This is a genomic window from Aliivibrio logei, assembly GCF_001691055.1.
GTDB lineage: Bacteria > Pseudomonadota > Gammaproteobacteria > Enterobacterales > Vibrionaceae > Aliivibrio > Aliivibrio salmonicida.
Window position 1 is genome coordinate 60,673 of sequence record NZ_MAJU01000006.1, and the last position, 18,543, is coordinate 79,215.

17 protein-coding genes are annotated in these 18,543 nt (G+C 40.4%); 4 read left to right on the forward strand and 13 right to left on the reverse strand.

All coding sequences use genetic code 11. The features are described from left to right. Window positions 1-51 precede the first annotated feature (51 nt). From A6E04_RS03470 to zapE, 6 genes are all read right to left on the reverse strand, one after another. Window positions 52-789 (reverse strand): cytochrome c1, encoded by a 738-nt coding sequence (locus A6E04_RS03470; protein WP_023604181.1) that lies wholly within the window; start codon window positions 787-789, stop codon window positions 52-54. After that, the gene (locus A6E04_RS03475) at window positions 786-2,054 is read right to left on the reverse strand and encodes a cytochrome b (protein ID WP_012551116.1); all 1,269 of its coding nucleotides are present in this window, start codon (window positions 2,052-2,054) and stop codon (window positions 786-788) included. Before A6E04_RS03475 ends, A6E04_RS03470 begins: the two co-directional genes overlap by 4 nt. Next, entirely contained in the window at window positions 2,054-2,647 is a 594-nt protein-coding gene (gene petA, locus A6E04_RS03480) for a ubiquinol-cytochrome c reductase iron-sulfur subunit (protein WP_023604180.1), read from the reverse strand. Before petA ends, A6E04_RS03475 begins: the two co-directional genes overlap by 1 nt. Before the next feature lie 396 nt (window positions 2,648-3,043). Continuing rightward, window positions 3,044-3,436 carry a 30S ribosomal protein S9 gene (gene rpsI / locus A6E04_RS03485; RefSeq protein WP_012551118.1) on the reverse strand — a complete coding sequence of 131 codons (393 nt, stop codon included), beginning with the start codon at window positions 3,434-3,436 and terminating at the stop codon, window positions 3,044-3,046. 15 nt (window positions 3,437-3,451) lie between these two features. Next, complete coding sequence (gene rplM, locus A6E04_RS03490) at window positions 3,452-3,880, reverse strand: 50S ribosomal protein L13 (protein ID WP_012551119.1); 429 nt, start codon at window positions 3,878-3,880, stop codon at window positions 3,452-3,454. A 278-nt stretch (window positions 3,881-4,158) separates the two neighbouring features. Then, the gene (gene zapE, locus A6E04_RS03495) at window positions 4,159-5,265 is read right to left on the reverse strand and encodes a cell division protein ZapE (protein WP_012551120.1); all 1,107 of its coding nucleotides are present in this window, start codon (window positions 5,263-5,265) and stop codon (window positions 4,159-4,161) included. Between the two features lie 124 nt (window positions 5,266-5,389). Here zapE and zapG point away from each other — a divergent pair, with 124 nt between their 5' ends. The 3 genes from zapG to degS all read left to right on the forward strand — a co-directional run bounded on the left by zapG (window position 5,390) and on the right by degS (window position 8,490). Next, window positions 5,390-5,845, forward strand: coding sequence for a Z-ring associated protein ZapG (gene zapG, locus A6E04_RS03500; RefSeq protein WP_017022630.1), 456 nt, complete (start codon window positions 5,390-5,392; stop codon window positions 5,843-5,845). Window positions 5,846-5,925: 80 nt separating this feature from the next. Further along, entirely contained in the window at window positions 5,926-7,293 is a 1,368-nt protein-coding gene (locus A6E04_RS03505) for a Do family serine endopeptidase (RefSeq protein ID WP_017022629.1), read from the forward strand. A gap of 132 nt (window positions 7,294-7,425) precedes the next feature. Next, window positions 7,426-8,490, forward strand: coding sequence for an outer membrane-stress sensor serine endopeptidase DegS (gene degS / locus A6E04_RS03510; protein ID WP_012551123.1), 1,065 nt, complete (start codon window positions 7,426-7,428; stop codon window positions 8,488-8,490). 82 nt (window positions 8,491-8,572) lie between these two features. Here the strand turns inward: degS and parC are convergent, their stop codons facing one another. The 6 genes from parC to nudF all read right to left on the reverse strand — a co-directional run bounded on the left by parC (window position 8,573) and on the right by nudF (window position 15,376). Beyond that, complete coding sequence (gene parC, locus A6E04_RS03515; protein ID WP_065610004.1) at window positions 8,573-10,843, reverse strand: DNA topoisomerase IV subunit A; 2,271 nt, start codon at window positions 10,841-10,843, stop codon at window positions 8,573-8,575. A 3-nt stretch (window positions 10,844-10,846) separates the two neighbouring features. After that, the gene (gene parE, locus A6E04_RS03520; RefSeq protein WP_017022546.1) at window positions 10,847-12,727 is read right to left on the reverse strand and encodes a DNA topoisomerase IV subunit B; all 1,881 of its coding nucleotides are present in this window, start codon (window positions 12,725-12,727) and stop codon (window positions 10,847-10,849) included. Between the two features lie 143 nt (window positions 12,728-12,870). After that, window positions 12,871-13,455: an esterase YqiA gene (gene yqiA / locus A6E04_RS03525; protein ID WP_065610007.1), complete on the reverse strand. Its 585-nt coding sequence runs from the start codon at window positions 13,453-13,455 to the stop codon at window positions 12,871-12,873. 1 nt (window position 13,456) lies between these two features. Continuing rightward, entirely contained in the window at window positions 13,457-14,281 is an 825-nt protein-coding gene (gene cpdA / locus A6E04_RS03530; protein WP_065610010.1) for a 3',5'-cyclic-AMP phosphodiesterase, read from the reverse strand. Between the two features lie 23 nt (window positions 14,282-14,304). After that, on the reverse strand, window positions 14,305-14,736 hold the full coding sequence (locus A6E04_RS03535; RefSeq protein ID WP_017022543.1) for a DUF1249 family protein: 432 nt from the start codon (window positions 14,734-14,736) through the stop codon (window positions 14,305-14,307). Next, window positions 14,729-15,376, reverse strand: coding sequence for an ADP-ribose diphosphatase (gene nudF, locus A6E04_RS03540; RefSeq protein ID WP_017022542.1), 648 nt, complete (start codon window positions 15,374-15,376; stop codon window positions 14,729-14,731). The genes A6E04_RS03535 and nudF overlap by 8 nt, the downstream gene beginning before the upstream one ends. Before the next feature lie 232 nt (window positions 15,377-15,608). Here nudF and tolC point away from each other — a divergent pair, with 232 nt between their 5' ends. Beyond that, a complete protein-coding gene (gene tolC, locus A6E04_RS03545) occupies window positions 15,609-16,934 on the forward strand; it encodes an outer membrane channel protein TolC (RefSeq protein ID WP_017022541.1) in 1,326 nt (441 codons plus the stop codon). Window positions 16,935-17,009: 75 nt separating this feature from the next. On the opposite strand, the gene hldE is transcribed toward tolC, so the two are convergent. Further along, window positions 17,010-18,440: a bifunctional D-glycero-beta-D-manno-heptose-7-phosphate kinase/D-glycero-beta-D-manno-heptose 1-phosphate adenylyltransferase HldE gene (hldE, locus tag A6E04_RS03550; protein WP_023604175.1), complete on the reverse strand. Its 1,431-nt coding sequence runs from the start codon at window positions 18,438-18,440 to the stop codon at window positions 17,010-17,012. Window positions 18,441-18,543 lie beyond the last annotated feature (103 nt).

Genomic DNA, 18,543 nt, shown 5'->3' on the forward strand with positions numbered 1-18,543 from the left:
AATGGAGGCAGAGCCTCCATTGCATACAATTAACGACCTAGAATATCACGATTAATGGACATCGCGCCAATATTCTTTCTTAAGTAAATAACAAACAAAAGCGAATATCACTAGGAATCCCATCACCCACCAACCTAAACGATGACGCTCAAGCTGAACTGGATCACCTGAATACTCCAAGAAATTAACTAAATCGCGCACAGAGTCATCAAACTCTCCGACCGTTAACTCTCCAGTACCATCAGATTCCACACCAATAACCATTTTATGTTCAACGCCATCAACAACAGTGGTTTCATAAATAGGGGTTGTTACGCCTTGCAGTTCTTGAAGAACATGAGGCATACCGACACTAGGGAAAACCATGTTATTTACACCGAATGGACGAGTTGGATCGGCATAAAATGTACGTAGATACGTATATAACCAATCGGTACCTCGAACGCGAGCAACTAACGTTAGATCTGGTGGTGGAGCGCCAAACCAACTAGCCGCTTGTTCTTCTGGTATCGCATTTTCCATTAAGTCGCCAATCTTCGCATCTGGATTAAACACGAGATTATCCATCATTAGATCAACAGGGATACCAAGATCTTCAGCAACTCGACCGTAACGTTGGTACTGAGTAGAGTGACAACCCGCACAATAGTTCATGAACAACTTAGCACCATTTTGAAGAGATGCTTGATCACGAATGTCATTATTTGCGCTATCTAATGGCGCTCCCGACCCTGCAGCCATTGCCATTGATGGCAACAAAGCAAAAAGTACTAAAATCAACTTTTTCATTTGAATGTCACCCTTTCTGGTAATGGTTTTGTTTTTTCATTTTTACTGTAAACAAACAAAAGAACAAAGAACATAAAGTAAGTTAAGCTGAATATCTGAGCTAACAATGTATACAGTGACGTTGCAGGTAATGAACCCAAAACACCAAGAGCAATAAAGCTCACAGTAAACTGCGCAATATTAAGTAAATGCAACTTACTACGGTAACGGTACGACCTTACTTTACAGCGATCCAACCAAGGAAGAAGGAACAGCACAACAATTGAAGCACCCATTGCTGCAACACCGATTAACTTATCAGGAACGGCACGCAAGATTGCATAAAATGGAGTGAAGTACCACACAGGGGCAATATGCTCTGGCGTTTTCAGTGGATTTGCTGCTTCAAAGTTTGGTCCTTCTAAGAAGTAACCACCCATTTCAGGATTAAAGAATAATACATAGCAAAAGAAGAATAAGAAGCCAGCAACACCGATCATATCTTTTACCGTTCCATAAGGATGGAAAGGAACAGAATCAATAATGTTGTACTTCTTCGTATAATACTCATGGAATTTAAATTGAGTTTTATGTTCACCCTTGTCATCTTTCGCTTTTGGTTTTTTAAGTTCAATGCCATCAGGGTTGTTTGACCCGACTTCATGTAAAGCAAGAACATGCAGAACAACTAAAAGCAATAAGACAATCGGCAAAGCGATAACGTGTAAGGCAAAGAAACGGTTGAGCGTCGCACCCGAGATAACATAATCACCACGGATCCACAGTGTTAGGTCATCACCAATAACAGGGATAGCACCAAACAGAGAGATAATAACTTGAGCTCCCCAGTAAGACATTTGTCCCCATGGTAATAAATACCCCATGAAAGCTTCAGCCATTAACACTAAGAAAATCAACATACCAAATAACCACAACAGTTCACGTGGCTTCTGGTAAGAGCCGTAAATTAAACCGCGGTACATATGAAGATAAACCACAACAAAGAAAGCTGACGCCCCAGTGGAGTGCATATAACGTAATAGCCAACCGTAATCGACATCACGCATGATGTATTCAACAGAAGCAAATGCACCTTCTCCAGAAGGAACATAATTCATTGTTAACCAAATACCCGTAATTAACTGATTAACCAGTACAAGCATTGCTAATGAGCCAAAAAAGTACCAAAAGTTAAAGTTTTTCGGCATTGGATATTCAGATAAATGCTTTTTATAGGCATTCATTGCAGGTAGACGTTTTTCTACCCAATCAAGTAATGGTTGCATTAGGCTTCCCCTCCGTCATCAACCCCAATTAGGATACGAGTATCACTAAGGTACATGTGTTTTGGCACCACGAGATTTAATGGTGCAGGTACGCCTTGGAATACTCGACCTGCCATATCAAATTTAGAACCATGGCATGGGCAGAAGAAACCAGAGTTAACTCCTTTAACTTGTTCACTAAAACTGTCAGGTAAATAGGTAGGTGAACAACCAAGGTGAGTACAAATACCAACGGCTAAAAATATCTCAGGTTTAATTGAGCGATATGCATTTTGTGCATATTGAGGTTGCTGCTCTTCACCTGAAGATGGGTCTCTAAGTTGTCCGTCAATTTCAGTTAATGATTGCAGAAGTGCTTCTGAACGACGAACAACCCATACAGGCTTACCTCGCCATTCAACACGAACCATTTGCCCGTTTTCAAGCTTACTGATGTCGACTTCAACCGGTGCACCTGCCGCTTTGGCTCGTGCACTCGGGTTCCAAGATTTAATAAAAGGTACGGCCACCGCCGCTGCCCCTAAACCACCAACAACAGCTGTTGTTGCAGTCAAGAAACGACGTCGACCATTACTCACTGGCGCATTGCTCATCCAACTTTCTCCCATGTGCTCTTTATATAGTTTTTATTATGTCCATACATTGTCGAGCTACGGCTAACTTTTTAAGGTGTGGAACAACAGAATATTGATGTCCAAAGCTTTAAAAAAAAGCTAAGAATTTGTTCATAATTATTACGCTGTTGTTTTAACCCATAAATGATAAAGAAAACCTTACTTTTTGACAAGGTAAAGCTACTTTTTTGCAACATTTGTGAACTAGATTTACTTTTGAAGTCGAGATAGGAGAAATGATAAGAAAAGAGGAAAGGATTCAAGAACTAAAGATGTTTACACCTCACAAAAACAAAAAAAGCCCAGCATAAATGCTGAGCTTTTTCCACAATAACCAAAGTAGCTTTGAAACAAAGCCACTTGGTAAGCGTAATATTAACGCTTAGAGAATTGTGGTTTCTTACGTGCTTTACGTAGACCAACTTTCTTACGTTCAACGCAACGAGCGTCACGCGTAACATAGCCAGCAGCACGTAGTGCAGGACGTAATGTTTCATCGAATTGCATAAGCGCACGTGTGATACCGTGACGGATCGCACCAGCTTGACCAGAAATACCACCACCAGAAACAGTGATGAATAGGTCTAGTTTATCAGTCATTTCAACTAGCTCTAGAGGTTGGTTAACAACCATACGTGCTGTTGGACGACCAAAGTAAACTTCAAGGCTACGCTTGTTGATTACGATGTTGCCAGTACCCGGTTTGATAAAAACACGAGCTGCTGAACTTTTACGGCGACCAGTGCCGTAGTATTGATTCTCTGCCATTGCCATGATCCTCGGTTAAATGTCTAGTACTTGTGGTTGTTGAGCACTGTGGTTATGTTCAACGCCAGCGTAAACTTTAAGTTTACGGTACATAGCACGACCAAGAGGACCACGTGGAAGCATACCTTTAACAGCTAATTCAATAACCATTTCAGGTTTACGATCAATCAGTTTCTCGAAAGAAATAGATTTTAGACCGCCTGGGAACTCTGAGTGGCGGTAGTAGATCTTGCCAGCTGCTTTGTTACCAGTTACGCGAACTTTCTCTGCGTTGATAACGATGATGTAATCACCAGTATCTACGTGAGGAGTGTATTCTGCTTTATGCTTGCCACGTAGGCGAGATGCGATTTCAGTTGCGATACGACCAAGAGTTTTCCCTTCAGCGTCTACAACATACCAGTCACGCTTTACAGCGGCTGGTTTAGCAACGAAAGTTTTCATGCTAATGATACCCGTTATTAAATAAATTCACTGATTAGGAGCTTTCGCTCCCACTGTATATTTTCGAGCCCAGTCATCACCCCTTCGAGTGGTTGGCACTCTTGGCTATTAAGCCAGTACAGTAACGGTGGGTCGGAGGATTATAGTGAAGCGTGAAGAAAAAATCACCTTTTTTTTGAAGATTTTTCACATATCAGTAAAAAACATTAAAAAAAATGAAATTTGAGCCTTATCACACTAAATAAATACGTTAACAAAAGAAAATCATCCCATTTCGACTAAGATAAATGTTCTTTTGCTAGATACTCATGACTTTGCATTTCAATCAACCTTGACTGACAACGTTTAAATTCAAAGGTTAATCGTCCATTTTGATACAAATCAGCTAATTGGACTTCCGCTGAAATGATTAATTTCACGTTTCGTTCATAAAACTCATCAACCATGGCAATAAAACGACGAGCTGCATCATCATTGAGCTCTCCCATGACCTTAACGTTAGAAAGAAGAACCGTATGATACAAACGAGACAATTCAATGTAATCATGTTGACTGCGCGCACTTTCACATAGAGAAGTGAATTCAAAATGCACAACCCCATCTCCTTCTGCATTCACAGACAATATCCGATGATTAATTTCTATCTCTTTCTCTTCATGTTCCGTTTCTGACGTTAACTGATGGAAATAATCCAACATATTTTGTTGAGCTAAACTATCGAGAGGGAAATGATAGATTTCAGCTTGCTCTAACGTCCTTAAACGATAATCAATGCCACTGTCCACGTTAACTATCTGGCAGTGTTGTTCGATCAACGTAATAGCAGGAATAAAACGCGCCCTTTGCAATCCATTTCGGTATAACTCCTGAGGGACAATATTTGATGTCGCAACAAGGGCAATGCCTCGTTCAAATAACGCCTCTAATAATGTCGCTAATATCATGGCATCGGTAATATCAGAAACAAAGAATTCATCAAAGCAGATAATATCGGTTTCTTGTTTAAATTTATCAGCCACAATCAACAATGGATCCGCTTGTTGTTGAAGCTCACCAAGCTCATCATGAACTCGCTGCATAAACCGATGGAAGTGCACTCGCATTTTACGTTCAGTAGGCAAGGCATCGTAAAAAGTATCGACTAAATACGTTTTTCCTCTCCCCACTCCTCCCCAAAAATACAATCCTTTCTCTGGCACGACGGTCTGAGGTTCTGATTTTTTAAATACAGACAACCAAGATTTTCGTTCTGCTTTGGGTGTCGTTTTTGGTTGCAATAATCGATGATATAACTCATCCAAACACTCTACGGCGTGTTGCTGAGCACTGTCGTGATGAAATGTATCTTGCGTAAGGTCAAGCTGGTATTTTTCTAATGGTGTCATCAGTTTTTATCTTTTCTTTTGTTGATTCACTCTGTTCATAGTAGCATGATCGCAATAAACACTATGAGTGGGCTTACTCACATTTATGCCTACTCATGCATAATAAAATGACAAGGAGCACTTCATGGCTTGGACATACGCATTAATTGGTTTAGCTATTGGTATAAGTATTGGCTTTATCATTTCTCGATTTACTGTACCGGGTATTAAACAGCAAAAATCATTAAAACAAGATTTAGAAAAATCAAAATATGAATTAGAGCAATACCGACAAGAGCTGGTTGATCACTTTGCAACTAGCGCGACAATGCTTGAAGCGTTAGCAAAAGATTTTAATAAAATGTATGACCACATGGCGTCAACATCTAAAGAGCTAATGCCAAATCTTCCAGAGCAAGATAACCCATTTACCGCTCGTTTAGATGAAATGACACTTTCTCCTGAATTAAATAAGAAAGTGGCTCATATAAAAGAAGAAGTAAGCAAACAACCCAAAGATTATGCAAATGGCGCAACCGGTCTACTTAAAGATGAACCATTAATGGATATCAGCGCAAAGAAAGAAGATAAAATTGCATAATAAATAAACACTACAATGAACTTTTTTAAAGGTTTCTAAGTCTCACATATACATCTTTATTATAAATGGAGTATATGTAGATGAAGAAACCTTTATTAATTTTAGGCTTACTGACGTTAACGATCAGTACCATCATCACCCCAATTCAAACTCAAGCTGCCCTTCCTCTTGCTGTCAATTCTCAGCAGCTACCAAGTTTGGCTCCGATGCTCGAAAAAATAACCCCCGCAGTGGTTAGTATTTCTGTCGAAGGGACTCAACTATCAAAACGTCAGATCCCAGAACAATTTCGTTTCTTTTTAGGTCCAGACTTCCCAGAAGAGCAAGCTCAAGAGCGCCCATTCAAAGGGTTAGGCTCTGGTGTTATACTTGATGCCCAAAAAGGCTATATCGTTACCAATCATCACGTCATTAATAATGCCAAAGAAATCCTCGTTCAGTTGCATGATGGCCGAGAATATAAAGCAGAACTCATTGGCAGTGACGAAATGTCAGACATTGCCTTATTAAAATTAGAGGAAGTTAAAGACTTAACACAGATAGTGCTTTCTGATTCAGATGATTTACGCGTGGGAGATTTCAGTGTTGCTATCGGTAATCCTTTTGGTTTAGGGCAAACCGTCACCTCGGGTATCGTCTCAGCCTTAGGACGCAGCGGACTAAATCTTGAAAATTTTGAAAACTTCATCCAAACCGATGCAGCAATTAATAGCGGTAACTCTGGCGGGGCATTAGTCAATCTTAATGGTGAGCTGATTGGGATAAATACCGCAATTTTAGGTCCGAATGGCGGTAATGTCGGTATTGGTTTTGCCATCCCATCGAACATGGTTCGAAACTTATCTGAGCAAATTATTGAGTTTGGTCACGTCAAGCGAGGGATCCTTGGCGTTCAAGGTGGAGAACTCACCGCTGAGCTTGCTGAAGCATTCGATTATGACACTAATCACGGTGCATTTGTCAGCCAAGTATTACCCGATGGCGCTGCCGAAAAAGCGGGAATAAAAGCAGGCGATATTTTAATTTCCCTGAATGGAAAAAATATTCAAAGTTTTGGGGAACTGAGAGCCAAAGTAGCCACACTTGGCGCCGGTAAAAAAATCACTTTAGGGTTAATCCGTGATGGCAAAGAGAAAACTGTTATTGCCACTCTCGCAGAAGCCGACCAAATAAAAACAAAAGCAGAAAATCTACATGAAGGACTAAAAGGCGCTCAATTAAAAAATACTGCATCGTCAGATCCGATAAAGGGTGTAAAAGTAAGTGCAATACAAAAAGGGTCAATGGCACAACGTTATGGCTTACAGAAAGACGATATTATTATTGGCGTCAATCGAACTCAGATTAAGAATTTGCAACAATTTAGACAATTACTCGACAGCAAACCGCCCGTTTTAGCTCTCAATATTCAACGTGGGAAGCAAACCTTATATCTTGTTATTCGTTAATAGGTAGAATATAAAAAGTAGGTTCTATTCTTCATTTCGATGAGCAGAGCCTGCTCTTTCTTCTCTACTTCTTGGCAACATTAATGTTATCCTAACTTCTTGTCATTTATTACTTACAAGTTTAGGAAGCCAATGCTCTCATTTTTACTGCGTTCTGCTGTAATAGGCACAGTAACTGCCGCTGTATTACTTCTTGCTTTTCCTAACCTTCGCTCAGGTATAACGCCTGAACAAGATACGAACCAACAAACACCTCGAATCAGTAACCAAATTTCATTTAATGATGCGGTACGTCGAGCTGCGCCTGCTGTCGTAAATATTTATAGCCGTAAATATAATGATAAAGATCGATTACGACTAGATACAGAAGGCCTTGGTTCTGGTGTTATTGTTAGCGATAAAGGCTACATCATTACCAATTACCATGTAGTTGCAGAAGCCGATCAAATTATTGTTGCCCTTCAAGATGGACGATTGTTTAATTCTCAATTAATTGGGAAAGATAAACGTACCGATCTTGCCGTTCTACAAATTAAAGACACCAACCTTCCAGTGATCCCTTTAAATCCGAAATATCAAGCGGATATTGGTGATGTCGTGTTGGCTATTGGTAATCCTTATAATTTAGGACAGACCACCACATTTGGTATTATTTCAGCAACGGGTCGTGCAGCTTTAAGTTCTGATGGTACTCAAGGCCTTATTCAAACAGATGCTGCGATTAACCGCGGCAATTCAGGCGGTGCGCTCGTTAATACTCGAGGAGAATTAGTCGGTATCAATACCGCCTCTTTTCAACAAGCCACAGAGCTAGAAACCTATGGGATTTCTTTCGCGATTCCTTACGCACTGGCAGATAAGATAATGCGTCGCTTAATTGCTGATGGTCAAGTTATCCGTGGTTATATAGGCATTGATGGCAGAGACATTAATCCAGCAATGGCTCGCTTAATGAATGCCGATAATATCAATGGTATTTTAGTTCTTGGGGTTGCTCCTGATAGCCCGGCTGAAAAAAGTGGCATTATGACTCAGGATATAATTACCAGTATTGATGGGCAAACAGTCACTAATCGACAAAGTGTCATTGATATTGTGACTGAATTACGTCCAGGAACTAACGTTAATGTCGATGTGATTCGAAAAGGGGTGACTCAAACTATTCCACTAATGATAGAAGAAGACCCCGCGGACTAACCCCCAATAATCGAAATAAAAAAATAGCGCATTCATCATGCGCTATTTTTTATTGACGATTCAATCGCTCTATCGAGAATGCTTAACTCTCTTCTGTAGAACCATTATCACCATTGATATCAATACGAGTAACTCGCTGTAAGCCTCTTGGTAACAAACTACCACGACGGCCACGCTCACCTCGGAAGTTATCTAAATCACTTGGTTTCAAGCCTAATTTACGCTTACCGGCATAGAGGGTAATCGTTGCGCCTTGAGGTAATGGCAATAAATAAGACAAGAATTCATCACGCGATTTAGAACGAGCCGCTGGAATATTAATGATCTTGTTTCCCTTACCTTTACTTAATTGAGGTAAATCTTTGATAGGGAACAGAAGCATTCTGCCTTCGTTCGTAATTGCGAGTATCTCATCATTATCAAGATCCGATACCGTCTCTGGATTCATAACTAAGGAATTATCAGGAAGCGTTAACAATGTTTTACCATTCTTATTCTTTGATAATAAGTCACTGCCTTTACAGACAAAACCATAACCCGCATCAGAACTGATTAACCACGTTTGATCTTCTTCACCCATAACTACATGCGTAATTTGGCTACCAGCAGTAATATTTAGACGACCTGTAATTGGCTCGCCTTGGCTTCTTGCTGACGGTAATGTATGTGATTCAAGCGCATAACTTCGACCATTATTTCCGATAAAGACCGCAGGTGCATTACTCTTACCATGAGCATGAGTAAGGTATTTATCACCAGATTTAAAGTTTAGCGTTGTTGGATCAACCTCATGACCTTTTGCATGACGTATCCAACCTTTATCAGAAAGAATAACCGTAATCGCTTCACTTGGAATCAGATCACGTTCCGTCATTGCTTTCGCTTCTTCACGTTCGATTAATGGAGAACGACGATCATCACCAAACTTTTCAGCATCGGCTAAGATTTCTTTCTTAATTAACGTACTTAAACGACGCTCAGAACCCAACAGTTTCTCAAGTTGATCACGCTCTTTCGCTAATTCATCTTGCTCACCACGGATCTTAATCTCTTCCAGTTTTGCTAACTGACGAAGTTTAATCTCTAAAATGGCTTCCGCTTGAATCGCGGTTAAATCAAAGCGAGTCATTAACTCGTGTTTAGGATCGTCTTCTGTACGAATAATTTCGATAACTTCATCGATATTCAAATACGCAGCAAGCAAACCATCTAAAATATGCAAACGCGCTAATATTTTATCTAGACGATGCTGCAGACGTTTACGTACCGTGGTGCGACGAAATTCAATCCATTCATTAAGAATGCTAACTAAGCCCTTCACCTGTGGACGTAAATCCAAACCAATCATATTTAAGTTTACACGGAAACTCTTTTCAAGATCCGTTGATGCAAACAGATGATTCATTAATGGTTCTGCTTCAATACGATTTGAACGAGGAACAATCACGATACGTGTCGGATTTTCATGATCAGATTCATCACGAAGATCGTCTACCATTGGTAATTTCTTCGCTCGCATTTGATTGGCAATTTGTTCTAATAACTTACTGCCCGACACTTGATGTGGCAATGCAGTAATAACAATATCACTGCCTTCTTTATGCCACACTGCGCGCATTTTAACGCTGCCTCGACCCGTACTGTAAATCTTCTTAATATCAGAATGCGATGTAATGATTTCCGCTTCTGTTGGATAATCTGGGCCTTGGATAAAGTTCATCACTTCATCTAAATCCGCTTTGGGATTATCCAATAAATGTACGGTCGCATTCGCCACTTCACGTACATTATGAGGTGGGATATCTGTCGCCATACCAACCGCGATTCCCATAATACCATTCAGTAATATATGAGGCAGACGTGCTGGTAAGATTTTTGGCTCTTTCATCGTCCCATCAAAGTTGGGCTGCCAATCAACCGTACCTTGGCTTATCTCACCAAGTAATACGTCGGCAAACTTAGACAGTTTTGATTCTGTATAACGCATTGCGGCGAACGACTTAGGGTCATCTGGAGCCCCCCAGTTGCCTTGACCATCAACCAATGGATAACGATAAGAGAAAGGTTGAGCCATTAATACCATTGCTTCGTAACACGCAGAATCACCATGTGGGTGATACTTACCGAGTACATCACCAACCGTACGTGCCGATTTTTTGTATTTTGCATTCGCAGACAAACCTAATTCAGACATCGCAAAAATAATACGACGTTGAACCGGTTTTAAACCATCACCAATATAAGGTAACGCGCGATCCATGATTACGTACATGGAGTAATTTAGATAAGCGTCTTCTGTAAACTTGCGCAGCGGCAGCTGTTCAACACCTTCTAAGGACATTTCTGCACTCATTTGTTATACCTCTGCCAGATCGCCATTAGATTGTAACCAAGCTCGACGATCGTCAGCACGTTTTTTACCTAAAAGCATATCCATCATTTCATTAGTTTTTTCATCATCATCAATGGTCAGTTGAACAAGACGACGGGTGTTTGGATCCATGGTTGTTTCACGAAGTTGAAGTGGGTTCATCTCACCCAATCCTTTAAATCGTTGAACATTAATTTTTGCACGTTTATTACTTAAACGATCTAACACACCTTCTTTCTCTGCCTCATCAAGAGCGTAGAAAACTTCTTTACCACAGTCGATACGATAGAGTGGCGGCATTGCCACATAGACGTGACCTGCACGAACTAAAGACGTGAAGTGTTTTAGATATAAAGCACACAACAATGTTGCGATATGAAGACCATCTGAATCGGCATCGGCTAAGATACACACTTTACCGTAACGTAATCCCGATAAATCGTCCGAATCAGGATCAATACCTAACGCGACTGAAATATTGTGTACCTCTTGAGAGGCTAACACTTGATCCGCTGAGACTTCCCACGTATTAAGAATTTTACCACGTAATGGCATTACCGCTTGGAATTCACGGTCACGCGCTTGCTTAGCTGAGCCCCCCGCCGAGTCCCCTTCCACTAAGAAAAGTTCTGTACGAGCCAAATCTTGAATTGAACAATCGGTCAATTTTCCTGGTAACGTAGGACCAGAAGCAATTTTCTTACGAACGACTTTTTTCGCTGCACGCATACGACGATGAGCGTTAGCAATACATGCTTCGGCGATAAGTTCTGCGATTTGTGGTTTTTCGTTCAACCATAAGCTGAAAGCATCTTTAAGTACGCCAGATATAAACGCAGCACATTGTCGCGATGATAAACGTTCTTTGGTTTGACCCGCGAATTGTGGATCTTGCATCTTAACCGACAAGACGTAAGCACAACGATCCCAAATATCATCAGCGGTTAATTTAACCCCGCGTGGGAGCAAGTTACGGAATTCACAAAACTCACGCATTGCATCAAGAAGTCCTTGGCGCATACCATTTACGTGTGTACCGCCTTGCGCAGTAGGAATAAGGTTAACGTAACTTTCAGAAACTAATTCTCCACCTTCAGGTAACCACGTAACCGCCCAATCAGCCGCCTCGCCTTTGCCTAAAAATGCACCAGTGAATGGAATTTCAGGTAATAGGGTATAACCCGCGACACCTTCTAAAAGATAATCTTTTAAACCATCTTCATAACACCATTGGTATTCTTTATCGTTTACTTTGTCTTTAAAAACAATTTCTAAACCTGGGCATAATACCGCTTTGGCTTTTAAATTATTAACAAGGCGAGAAACCGAAAATTTAGGTGAATCAAAGTAACTGGTATCCGGCCAAAAATGCACACTGGTACCACGGTTACGTCGACCACAAGTACCAACGACAGTTAAGTCTGATACTTTTTCACCATGCTCAAACGCAATTTCATAAATTTCGCCATCACGACGAACTGTCACTTCAACACGTTTTGATAACGCATTTACGACCGAGATACCAACCCCATGCAAACCACCAGAGAATTCGTAGTTTTTACCTGAGAATTTACCACCGGCGTGCAACTTACATAAAATAAGCTCCACACCAGAGACTTTCTCTACTGGATGGATATCTACAGGCATACCACGGCCATCATCAATCACTTCAAGCGATTGATCTGCATGCAAAATTACTTCAACTTTTTTCGCGTGTCCGGCTAAGGCTTCATCGACACTGTTATCTATAACTTCTTGCCCTAAATGGTTTGGGCGAGAGGTGTCGGTATACATACCAGGACGGCGACGAACGGGCTCAAGGCCATTTAGAACCTCAATGGCTCCTGCATTATATTGTTCAGTCATATCTCGGAAGGCTTCTTAAAATTTGTTACATAGTCTGAAAGGCAGAAAGGAAAGTCAAGCAATCGCCCCTATTCCTCTCTAAATATGTGGCTTTGTATTAAAGATTGTATAGTTAGTGTGTGTTCACTGTAGATAAACAGTAACTATAAATTTAGAAATTGAATTATTTGTTCAGGATAGCGTTCGAAATCAACAAAACTGTGATCGCCCCCTTTTTCTACTATTTGTTTGCTTTGTGCGTATTTCTCAACAGCCTGACGATAATCTAAAACTTCATCACCTTCTTGCTGCAATAACCACAGATCTTCTGGTGAACTAATGGTCACTATTGCTAATGCTTGTAACTCAGCCATATGCTGCGCTTCAAGAAAATACGTTTCATTTGTGTAAGGGTTAACTTGTTTACCTAAATAATCCGCTAACAACTCGTCAGGCTTAATCGCCGGATTAACTAGGACGGCTTTATAACCATATTGATCATTTAACCATGTTGATAAATACCCACCAAGTGAACTTCCCACTAAACCAATCGTATAGTCAGATCTATATTCTTCAATTAGATTCACTAAAAATTCAGCGGCTTCTTTAGGGTAAGAAGGCAAGCGTGGGGTTATAACGCGAATATCAGGACGCTCATTTTTACAATAACGACTCATGACCTGAGCTTTATGTGACAATGGGGAACTGTTAAAACCATGAATGTACAATAATAAACTTGGCTTTTTCATCTTAATATCCTCCTGCATCTGCATCTGCCGAAAAATCACAATGTTCTAAGCGGTACACTTGAGTCACGATCTCTCCATTGGGTAATAAATCCAATGTTCTCCAACCTGGTGCTTTTGAATCTAAAGCAAAATCATTCGAATCTGGCAAAAACTGCACGCATGTTGAAGGCGTTGCCATTAGACGAATATTATTCACAATACAATCCATTTCTTGATGAATATGTCCACACAGAATGCCACTCACATTACGATGCTTGGCTAACACTTCCCAAAACACTTCATTGTCTTTGAGCTGATGTTGATCAAGCCATGCACTACCCGCAGGAAGTGGATGATGATGAAGTAAAATCAAACTGTGCCGTTCGGAGTGTTGAGATAATGCAGAATCTAATAGCTGTAACTGCTCAGTTGATAGTGCGCCATGAGGAACCCCCACGACTTGGCTGTCTAAGATAACAACTTGCCAGTGCTCTCCTATCAACAAATGTTCACAATCTTTTATTTGAGGTGACGGTAAAACGCCCCCCATACTCGGCTTATAATCATGATTTCCAGGAAGCCAGTAACACGGTTTTTTTAATGGTTCAATGCCCTCAACAAAATGCTGATACGATTGAACCGTATGATCTTGAGAAATATCGCCAGTGGCTAAAATTGCATCAAAATGAGGACTCTGTTGCTGAACTTGTTCGACAACACTCTGAAAGCTTTTTAACGTAGGCACGCCAAGTAACGCTCCTTCTGGGAGCGCAAATAAATGGGTATCTGTTATCTGTAACAACCGAATTGGGCCGTTTTTTTTATTAAGTAGTGTTTCAGACAGCAAAATAGCTACAACCTTTTAATTCTTTAACTTTTCTCTAAAAAAATGGGTTCCTGACTTATCCCATTCTTCAAACAAAACGTGAGCCAGTCACTTAAAAATTGATTCAATTGATGCTTTTCATCTTTTTGCAGCATCTTCCCATTCGGGTAATCATATTTCGCTTTTATATAAGCCAATTGCTGAATAGCACAAACCTCGGCAACTCTTGCGTCGTGATACAGTCTCACGGTTAATTTAGGCAAAGGGTACACGGGGTTTTCATCTATCTGGTAAAGCTCAACTAATGTTGTGTATACCGTTATTTCCAATACTTTTATCTGGTACTGTTGTTTACATACTCGATAACTAGCAAGAGCACCAATCACTTCTGGCCTAGGTAGTAGTGACACCATTTTGGCATAATTGGTTTCATATACTCGCATTAACTCTGATAAATTAACGTGATATTTACGCATTTTCTATCATGTTCCACTGTGATCTTAAGCGAGAAACATTTAATTCTAACCATTGGAGCGCAATAATTGTGGCTGCATTCTCAATTATGCCACGAGTCACTAAAGCATACGCATCTTCTCGAGTCATAACATGAACCTTGATGTCTTCACCTTCCTCTTCGAGGCCATGTATACCGATGGCTTCTAATGAGTTAATGCAACCAACAAACACATCTAACTGTTCAGTACACCCACCCGACGAAGGGTAAAAGTGTGATATTTTCTCTAATTTAGAGACCGAAATCCCCGCTTCTTCTTCTGTTTCTCTAATCGCGACTTGTTCCGCAGACTCATCGTTATCAATCATGCCCGCAACGATTTCATATTGCCATGGAGAAGCCGACTCTAAAGCCCCAACTCTGATTTGTTCGATAATAACAACACTGTCAGTCACCGGGTCATAAGGCAACAAAGCAACGGCATGACCGCGTTCAAATAATTCACGCTCTATAATATCGCTCCAACCACCACTGAATAACCGATGACGAAAAGCAATATTGGTCATTTTAAAAAAACCGTTGTATAACGAATTTTTCGATACAACATCAACATCATCAACCGTAAATTGATTTGCTCGTACTATACTTGATGATGAATTCATTTTTATTTCCCAACATTTCAGCTCTGTTTTATCACTCATAATACAGAGCAACAATTTTTTAACTCATTTTTTTTGATAATGCTTACATTTTTTTTAGATCCTTTCCACATTATTACAATAGGTAAAGTTCATTAAACGTAAAAAAATGTAATCTTTGCAGCCATAGTCTATAGAGATAAGGTACACTCTATGTACTATTTTTATATAAAACAATTTTGCAGGATCAACCACCATGAAAAAACTGCTTCCGCTTTTTATTGGAATGGCATTAGGTAGTTTCAGCTCTCTAGCTGCTGCTGATGACCTAGCGCAAATCTACAATCAAGCTAAAGAAAATGACCCTCAATTATTAAGAGCTGCGGCGACTAAAGATGCGGCATTTGAAGCGGTGAACTCTTCTCAAAGTTCATTATTACCACAAATAGATTTAACCGCAGGTTACAACATATTACGTAGTGATGAAGATCGTAGAGATAATGACCGATTAACTGCAGGTATTAATTTATCTCAAGAACTTTACCAACAATCAAGCTGGGTAAGTTTAGATATTTCTGAGAAAAATGCTCGCCAAGCAGATTCTGCTTATGCAGCAGAGCAACAAAACGTGATTTTACGTGTTGCTCAGGCTTATTTTGATGTATTACGTGCTAACGACAATCTAGAATTTGTCCGCTCAGAAAAAGCCGCTGTTGGTCGTCAACTTGAACAAACAAAACAACGTTTTGATGTTGGTCTATCCGCAATTACGGATGTTCATGATGCACAAGCTGAATACGACAGCGTACTAGCGAATGAAGTATTAACCGAAAACCAACTAGTAAACAGCTACGAAGATCTTCGTGTTATTACCGGTTTAGGTCATACCTCTCTAAGTGTATTAGATACTAAGCGTTTCTCTGCGAGTCCTTCAGAACAATCATCTGATACTTTAATTGAAGAAGCTCAAAAGAAAAACTTAACCCTATTGGCTTCTCGCATTAGTGCTGATATTGCAAAAGATAACATCTCCTTAGCAAGCTCTGGTCACATGCCATCGTTAACATTAGACGCTGGTTATAATTATACTGACCAAAGCAATTCGGGCTTATCAGCAAACGACGGTAACTACGGTGACATCAACGCAGGCATTAACTTAAATATCCCTCTATACACGGGTGGTAATACAAGTTCATTAACAAGCCAAGCTGAATTCCAATATGTCGCAGCAAGCCAAGATCTTGAAGCTACATACCGCGAAGTCACTAAAGATGTTCGTGCTTACAATAACAACATTAATGCCTCTATTGGTGCATTAAAAGCCTACGGACAAACGGTTATCTCAGCAAACTCTGCATTAGAAGCAACAGAAGCAGGCTTTGATGTAGGTACTCGTACTATTGTTGATGTGTTGGATTCAACTCGTCGTTTATACGATGCAAACCGTAACCTAGCAAATGCTCGTTACGATTACATTTTAAGTGTTCTTCAGCTAAAACAAGCCGTTGGTACACTAAGCGAACAAGATATTATCGATATCAACATGGGTCTAAAAGCGGGTAAAACAACTCAAGCTAAATAACCTGATATCAAATAAAAAAAGCCACATTATTTATAATGTGGCTTTTTTATTAGCGATTAAAGAGTAAAAACTAAATTAGCCTCTACCACCTTTAATGGCTTCAATGATTCCCGTTGTTGAGCAACCATCTTCAAAATTTAATACTTTCACTTCACCGCCTGCGGCAATCACTTCAGCACCACCAGCAATGTCTTTAATCTCATAATCGCCACCTTTAACTAATAAAGTAGGCAATACTTCAGAGATTAAACGTTGTGGTGTGTCTTCAGAGAAGGGAACAACCCAATCAACAGCACCTAAACCTGCAAGTACCGCCATACGGCGATCCGTCGGATTAATAGGACGACCAGGGCCTTTTAGGCGTTGTACTGATTCATTCGTATTCACAGCCACGATCAAGCGATCACCTAGCTCTGCTGCATGGTTTAAATAAGACACATGACCTGCGTGTAGAATATCAAAACAACCATTCGTCATTACGACTTTTTCGCCACGCTCACGCGCTTGTTTTACCGCACTGATCAGTAGCTCTTCATTAATAATACCAAAACCAGAATCTTGGCTACCATGAATCGCTTCAGCTAATTCAATCGTTGATAGTGTTGATGTGCCTAACTTACCGACAACAACGCCTGCTGCGGCATTTGCTAACGCACACGCTTCATCAAGAGGTTTCCCAGTTGAGACTGATGCTGCTAAAACCGAAATAACCGTATCACCGGCACCAGTAACATCAAAAACTTCACGAGCTTGCGTCGGTAAATGCAATGGCGCCATGTCACGACGAAGCAATGTCATTCCATGCTCACTGCGTGTAACCAGTAAGGCTTCAAAGTCAAACTCTTCGATGATTTGTTGGCCTTTAACGACTAAATCTTCTTCATCTTTTACTTTGCCAACAACCGTTTCAAATTCAAGCATATTAGGCGTTAATAATGTCGCACCACGATAACGTTCAAAATCAGCGCCTTTTGGATCGATAAATACAGGTACACCCGCTTTACGTGCTTCTTGGATCATCAGCTGCACATGCTCTAAAGCACCCTTTGCATAATCAGATAATACAACGGCTTTTACTTTTGATAACGTCGCTTGCATACGGCTAATGATCGGTTCAGCAGGAATATCATGGAAACTTTCTTCAAAATCTAAACGAATCAATTGCTGACCACGACTCATCACTCGTAATTTAGTAATCGTCGGGAAATTAGGTAACGCGACAAAATCACAATGTACTTTTAATGATTCTAACGTTGTTGTTAATGCTTGTGCTGGTTCATCTTCACCAACTAAGCCAACCAAATGTGCTTGTCCGCCTAACGCCGCAACGTTCATTGCTACGTTGGCTGCGCCACCTGGACGTTCTTCATTATTTTCAACTTTAACTACAGGAACGGGTGCCTCTGGTGAGATACGACTTGTAGGACCAACCCAGTAACGGTCAAGCATCACATCACCTACAATCAATACACCAGATTGATCATAATTCGGAAGTGTCGGTTTCATTTTTTTCTCCGGCAGTAAATAGCAATCACCTGTTTACTCACAGTTGCTATCTATCAAAAATAATATCTTTATAAATGGTAGCATTTACGCAAGTTCTGCGCCA

Excerpts from the sequence above, each read along its gene's own strand:
- degS (WP_012551123.1), top strand. The coding sequence starts at position 7,426 with ATGCTCTCATTTTTACTGCGTTCTGCTGTAATAGGCACAGTAACTGCC.
- petA (WP_023604180.1), bottom strand. The coding sequence starts at position 2,647 with ATGAGCAATGCGCCAGTGAGTAATGGTCGACGTCGTTTCTTGACTGCA.
- rplM (WP_012551119.1), bottom strand. The coding sequence starts at position 3,880 with ATGAAAACTTTCGTTGCTAAACCAGCCGCTGTAAAGCGTGACTGGTAT.
- A6E04_RS03505 (WP_017022629.1), top strand. The coding sequence starts at position 5,926 with ATGAAGAAACCTTTATTAATTTTAGGCTTACTGACGTTAACGATCAGT.
- nudF (WP_017022542.1), bottom strand. The coding sequence starts at position 15,376 with ATGAATTCATCATCAAGTATAGTACGAGCAAATCAATTTACGGTTGAT.
- zapG (WP_017022630.1), top strand. The coding sequence starts at position 5,390 with ATGGCTTGGACATACGCATTAATTGGTTTAGCTATTGGTATAAGTATT.
- parE (WP_017022546.1), bottom strand. The coding sequence starts at position 12,727 with ATGACTGAACAATATAATGCAGGAGCCATTGAGGTTCTAAATGGCCTT.
- zapE (WP_012551120.1), bottom strand. The coding sequence starts at position 5,265 with ATGACACCATTAGAAAAATACCAGCTTGACCTTACGCAAGATACATTT.
- hldE (WP_023604175.1), bottom strand. The coding sequence starts at position 18,440 with ATGAAACCGACACTTCCGAATTATGATCAATCTGGTGTATTGATTGTA.
- A6E04_RS03535 (WP_017022543.1), bottom strand. The coding sequence starts at position 14,736 with ATGCGTAAATATCACGTTAATTTATCAGAGTTAATGCGAGTATATGAA.
- A6E04_RS03475 (WP_012551116.1), bottom strand. The coding sequence starts at position 2,054 with ATGCAACCATTACTTGATTGGGTAGAAAAACGTCTACCTGCAATGAAT.
- parC (WP_065610004.1), bottom strand. The coding sequence starts at position 10,843 with ATGAGTGCAGAAATGTCCTTAGAAGGTGTTGAACAGCTGCCGCTGCGC.
- yqiA (WP_065610007.1), bottom strand. The coding sequence starts at position 13,455 with ATGAAAAAGCCAAGTTTATTATTGTACATTCATGGTTTTAACAGTTCC.
- A6E04_RS03470 (WP_023604181.1), bottom strand. The coding sequence starts at position 789 with ATGAAAAAGTTGATTTTAGTACTTTTTGCTTTGTTGCCATCAATGGCA.
- tolC (WP_017022541.1), top strand. The coding sequence starts at position 15,609 with ATGAAAAAACTGCTTCCGCTTTTTATTGGAATGGCATTAGGTAGTTTC.
- rpsI (WP_012551118.1), bottom strand. The coding sequence starts at position 3,436 with ATGGCAGAGAATCAATACTACGGCACTGGTCGCCGTAAAAGTTCAGCA.